4 protein-coding genes are annotated in these 4,335 nt (G+C 38.9%); 1 reads left to right on the top strand and 3 read right to left on the bottom strand.

What is annotated here, in order from left to right; translation table 11 throughout:
- A partial coding sequence (locus tag GXZ93_07405) for an HTH domain-containing protein (GenBank protein ID HHT79599.1) occupies positions 1-528 on the top strand: 528 nt, incomplete at its 5' end.
- Between the two features lie 206 nt (positions 529-734).
- On the opposite strand, the gene GXZ93_07400 is transcribed toward GXZ93_07405, so the two are convergent.
- The 3 genes from GXZ93_07400 to GXZ93_07390 all read right to left on the bottom strand — a co-directional run.
- Entirely contained in the window at positions 735-1,319 is a 585-nt protein-coding gene (locus tag GXZ93_07400) for a sugar transferase (protein HHT79598.1), read from the bottom strand.
- Positions 1,316-3,238, bottom strand: coding sequence for a polysaccharide biosynthesis protein (locus GXZ93_07395; protein ID HHT79597.1), 1,923 nt, complete (start codon positions 3,236-3,238; stop codon positions 1,316-1,318). Before GXZ93_07395 ends, GXZ93_07400 begins: the two co-directional genes overlap by 4 nt.
- Positions 3,239-3,306: 68 nt before the next feature.
- Positions 3,307-4,335 (bottom strand): hypothetical protein (locus tag GXZ93_07390; protein ID HHT79596.1); only part of this gene is annotated, 1,029 nt, incomplete at its 5' end.

The following is a 4,335-nucleotide window of genomic DNA, read 5'->3' as shown; positions in this document are numbered from 1 at the left end:
GATGATGTGATGTATGTAAGCAACTGCAGCATGTTGCCGTTTGGCTGGACAGTAGAAACGCTTTTAGGTTCGCATGTTTCGAAGCCATATAATCCGGATATTGCACGTGTGTTTTATAGAGCCGGTTATATTGAAAACTGGGGGCGTGGAATTCAGAAAATCCGAGAGGCGTGCGTGGCGCATGGCGCAGAAGAGCCGGAATACATCATTCATGGCGGCGATATTATGGTTAAATTTAAGGCTCTCCAAAGTGCCATTGTGACAGATTCTAAAGGGTCAAATATTACAAAGAATGAGGGTCAAAGTGAGGGTCAAAGTGAGGGTCAAAAATTAAAGCCTGTCGAAAGACGGAACAAAATTCTTGAAGCAATCAATAAAAATGAAAAAATAACAGCTTTAGAGTTGTCTAAAATATTCTCTGTTTCTATAAGTACAATTGAAAGAGATTTGGCAAAATTAACAGAAGATGGCGATGTAGAATATGTTGGGAGCTCTAAAGGTGGAGAGTGGAAAGTAAGGGGCGAGTAATTTTATTTTACAAGGAATTGCTCGCAGGATGAAGTTTACAATTCTAAGTGATAGCAACACCCTGATAGCAAGTTGATAGCAAGAGTCAGGACGCCCTGTGTGAATAGGATAATCTGAAGCAATACGAATCAAATCGAGTCATATTTCCTAAGCAAAATCGTTTAAGGTCGGCTGTGTGTTTGCGAGGGGGAATAATTATACGTCCCCTATCTGCTGCCTCTGCCCGACAGTATTGCTTTTACTGTCAGAAACATTATTTTAAGGTCAAGCAGTATGGAGTAGTTTTTGACATACTGTTCGTCATAGCTTACTTTTTCAGGTATGGGCAGATCATCGCGCCCCATTACCTGTGCAAGCCCTGTAATGCCAGGTCTTAGAATATCAGCGCCTTTTTCTTTTCGCATACTTATCAGAAGCGGCTGATTATGAAGCGCCGGCCTGGGTCCTATTATGCTCATTTCTCCTTTTAGTATGTTTATCAGCTGCGGGATTTCATCAATGCTTGAGCGGCGCAGAAAAGAGCCAAGCCTGGTAACAAGCCTTTCTGAATCTTCGACTTCATCAGTAGGAATATCCGGGGTTCCCTCTTTCATCGTCCTGTATTTATATATGGTAAAAAACCCGCTATTTATGCCTATCCTTTTCTGTGTATAAATTATTCTCCCGGAAGAATCAATCTTTATCAGCACAGGAATTATTATCCATAAAGGGATAAATAGTATGAAAAAAAAGACAGAGAGAATAATATCAGAAAATCTTTTAAGACCAAGCTGAAATTTTTGCAAATTCATTCCTTAATAGTATTGAACCACATTTCTTTTTCTTCAAAATCAGGAACTATTTTCTTTAAATCCTCAAACAGGCTTGAGTAATCATAAACCTGCATTTCTCTTTCGATATTAAACAGAAGCTCTATGGTATCATCCTTGGACAGCCTTCCGTTTCCCGTATACCTGGCTTCCATAATATGCGGCAGGCTTGTCGCAATAAGCTCTTCATCCTCATAGAACAGCTCTTCATTGAGCTTCTCCCCAAAGCGTGGCCCCGTATAGACTATTTCAATATCTTTTCCCGGTTCCATGCCATATAGTTTTATCATATTGTTTGCAAGATCCAGGATGCTGAAAGGCTCTCCCATATCAAGGACAAAAATCTCCCCGCCTTTTCCTATTATACATGCCTGTATTACAAGCTGTGCCGCTTCAGGTATTGTCATAAAGTATCTTTTCATTTCCGGATGAGTTACTCTTACAGGCCCTCCGGAAAGTATCTGTTGTTTGAATATGGGAACAACGCTTCCCTGGCTGCCGAGAACATTTCCAAATCTTACTATTACAAATATAGTATCCCCTGACTTTGAAAGAGACTGTAGATATTTTTCAGCCAGAAGTTTGGAAATGCCCATTACATTGCTTGGCTTTACTGCTTTATCAGTAGAAAGCATAACAAACCTTTTGACATGATATTCGATAGCCAGTTTTGCAAGTATCTTGGTTCCTATAAAATTATTCTGTATTGCCGATTCAGGATTCAGCTGCATTAAGGGAACATGTTTGTAAGCTGCTGCGTGGAAAAGTATTACGGGCTTGTATCTTTTAAAGACCGATCTCATGACTTCCCTGTCTTTTATGCTCGCCACTATCGGAATTGAATTGGTGTAGTCATATTTTTCCTGCAACTCTTTTTCTATTAAAAAAAGGTTGTTTTCCGCATGGTCAACAAGAATCATTCTTGAAGGATTGAATTTTACAACCTGCCTGCATATTTCAGAACCTATGGAACCGCCGGCACCTGTAATGATTATTACGCTATCCTTTATCTCCGAAACTATCTCGGGTATTTTCATCCTGATAGGTTCTCTGCCAAGGATGTCTTCGATTTCTATATCTCTGACCTGATACAGATATACCCTGTCATCTATGACCTCATAAAGACTTGGGAGCGTTTTGCATTTTATTTTCAGTTCTTTTACCCTTAGAGCTATATTTTTCCTCAGCTCTCCTGAAGCAGAAGGCATTGCTATCAGAACCTCGTCTATTAAATATTTTGAAATTGAAGATTCAAGTTTTGAAATCGGGCCAAGGACTTTTATTCCATGTGCCTGCTTTCCTATTTTATTAGGGTCATCGTCAAGAAAACCTATCGGCAGATACTCGCTGTTTGACTGCCTTATCATTTCCCTCACAATCATTTCCCCGGCATCTCCGGCGCCTACTATCAGAGCTCTTTTTTTTCTTGTTTTCGGACTTCCGTATTTTAACTCATTGAAAAACCTGCCGGAGAATCTTGAAAGCGATATAAGGACTATGGTCAGGATAAAATCTATGATAAAAATACTTCTCGGGAAATAAGGAAGTGAAAAATTAAGCTGCTGCCCGAAAAACTTTATAGGATAACCCAGTATATAGAAAACAACCACCATCAGTATTGAGCTTGATACTACAGCTTCAATAATGGCAAGCATATCTTTTACGGAAGCGTATTTCCATATTATTCTGTACAGGCCAAAAAGCCAGAACATGAGCAGTTTGACTGCAATAATGATTAATATGTACCATATAAGGACTGCGGAATATTGGGAAAACAAAACGTCCCTGCTTCTTAAATCAAGCTGACCTCTTAAGAAAAAAGAAATAATAAATGAGGAAAATATGATAAGAATATCAAAAATTATCTGGATTAAAATTTTAAATGAAAATTTTCTCTTCATGCGCCTATTATAGCATATAAATTTTTTCTATAAATTAAAACCATGCCATAAAACAGCAGTGAAAATACCTATTCGATATTTTCTTTATAATCTTTCCCAAGGATAACCACTATGTCTGCATTTGATTTATATGCTTTCCACTCTTCATCATATTGGACAAGCTCATAGCTGCCCATAAGCAGAGCAAGCTGCTGCGCTTTCTTTAAAGTATTTGATTTATAAATTATTATTGTCTCTTCATAATTAAAATTCTGTGCATTGGAAGGGCTCTGCACTTTGAAATCATATTTTTCAAGCTTGTCAATAAAATCAGTTGCTGAACCTGATACGCCATTGCCGTTAAATACCTTTACTGAAGTGCTTTTTACAAGCTGTTTGTCAATTGTCTCACCAACATTTACATTGATTTCAAGCGGAATTACTCCTTCCTGCGAAAACCATTTGTATCCTTCATGAACCATATCATACTGCAATATATATCTTCCCGGTTTTTCCGGAGCAATAATTGTAATTTTTACTACTGCATTTTCATTATGAGACACGTCAAATGGAAGAAGTCCTCTCGAACCGTCCCATATTACGGTTTCTCCGGTATCCCTGTTTATCCAGTGTGTCCCAAGATTGATTCTGCCTGTTTTCTTATAATGTTCCCATAAAAGATAGCCGGTATTTTTTACCGTTACATCAAGAGTAAATTCTTCCGAAGGTTCAAGATAATCCGGAGTGTTTCCCTTATCATCATACTGCGCCGAATAGGATATATCCAGGGTGCAGTATTTTTCAATGGGGGGTACTCCCTGATATGAAAACCAGGTTACTGCCTCCTGTACGAGGTCTATCTGTAAAATATATTTGCCTTTCTGCGGGGGCGCGCTTATCTGCATGTCAAAAGTGACTTCCTCACCCGGAGCAACGCTGTCCTGGGGAAGCATGGATCTCTTGCCGTCAAATACCGTCATTTCTTTTGTATCAAAATTAATCCAGTGATAGCCTATGAGAACAGGATTCTTTCCTCCTCTTTCCCATGTTATCGCTCCTGTGTTTTTTACCTTAACCTGTATCTCATACACCATTCCCGTTGCAAGCGCATCCGGAAT

The organism is Actinomycetota bacterium (assembly GCA_012837825.1).
In the GTDB taxonomy this organism is placed as follows: Bacteria; Actinomycetota; Humimicrobiia; order Humimicrobiales; family Humimicrobiaceae; genus Humimicrobium.
This window is presented reverse-complemented; position numbering and strand designations above follow the sequence as displayed.

Excerpts from the sequence above, each read along its gene's own strand:
- GXZ93_07400 (HHT79598.1), bottom strand. The coding sequence starts at position 1,319 with ATGAATTTGCAAAAATTTCAGCTTGGTCTTAAAAGATTTTCTGATATT.
- GXZ93_07395 (HHT79597.1), bottom strand. The coding sequence starts at position 3,238 with ATGAAGAGAAAATTTTCATTTAAAATTTTAATCCAGATAATTTTTGAT.